Here is a 1,044-nt window from a genome sequence, read left to right on the forward strand (position 1 = left end):
CGGCTGCGCGCCGTTTGCCAGGGCACTCACGTGCGCCAGCAAATTCCGCAAGGCCGCGATCTTGCCGCGCACCTTTGCTGTTCGATACAGGCTCTCGCCAAGATCCGCCTCCAACTCGGAGCGGGCCTTGGCCAAGGCCTCGTCGATGTCGGCCACCCAGTGGTCCGACACCGTGCTGTTCATGTCCTGCTTCGTGAGGTGGCTCATATGCCGAGCCCGCTTTCATTGGCGGGCGCCAGCTTCAGCGCCATCTCGTCTCGCTTCGTGCGGTTGGCCATGGCCTCCTTGGCGAGCATGGCCTTGATGTCGTTGATGCTGATCTGCTGATCGCCGGCCAGTTCCATCACCTGGATGTTCTCTTCGACGCGCGCCAGGAAAGCCTGTAGCGCCCGATCCTCTGCGGCCTGCTGGGCATCGAACTCGCGCTGCGCGGCAGCGTCCTGAGCCTTCAGTTGAGCCTGCTGCTGCAGCCCTTGGTTGCGGATCTCGGCGGCTTCCACGCGTGGATCCTTGGGCGGCGGCGGCGCCTCAGCCTGCATCTTCTCCCACTCTTCCGTGGTGTACTGGATCAACTGCATGCTGAAGCCGTTGGCCCTGCCAAGCGCCTCGATGTACTTGGCCGGGTCGATGCGCAAGTTCGGGTCGTCCTTCACAGCGAACAGCATCATCAGGAACTCGCGCGCCTCTTCGCGCTGCACCAGCACGGCCGAGCCTTTGGCGAACACCTGGCTGTCGCCCTCCTTGGCCTCCTTGGGCGCATCGGGCGCCTGCATGCACGCATCGTAGTAGCGCCGCAGGTGGGGCACGATCAGGTCGTCGTCGAACTGCTTGGCGATCACGCGCAGCGGACTGCTGGCGTTTTGCACCAGCAGCTTCATGCCTCCCAGCGTCTCCGGGCTCGTGCCGGCGGCCTGCTCGCCCTGCAGCAGCATCGGCAGGTTCGTCAGTTGATCGGCCATGTTCAAAAAGAACTGGATCATCTCCAGCAGTTCCTGGGTGTGCGACGGCACGTCGAACGTGGCGAAGGCCTTTCGGATGTCGTCC

General features: G+C 64.1%; 2 protein-coding genes. Both read right to left on the bottom strand.

Annotation, left to right across the window (positions count from 1 at the left end; translation table 11 throughout):
- On the bottom strand, window positions 1-183 hold a 183-nt coding region (locus tag VFZ66_09305; protein HEX6289375.1), incomplete at its 3' end, for a hypothetical protein.
- A 20-nt stretch (window positions 184-203) separates the two neighbouring features.
- The coding region (locus tag VFZ66_09310) for a hypothetical protein (GenBank protein ID HEX6289376.1) at window positions 204-1,044 on the bottom strand (841 nt) is incomplete at its 5' end.

The organism is Herpetosiphonaceae bacterium (assembly GCA_036374795.1).
GTDB lineage: Bacteria > Chloroflexota > Chloroflexia > Chloroflexales > Kallotenuaceae > LB3-1.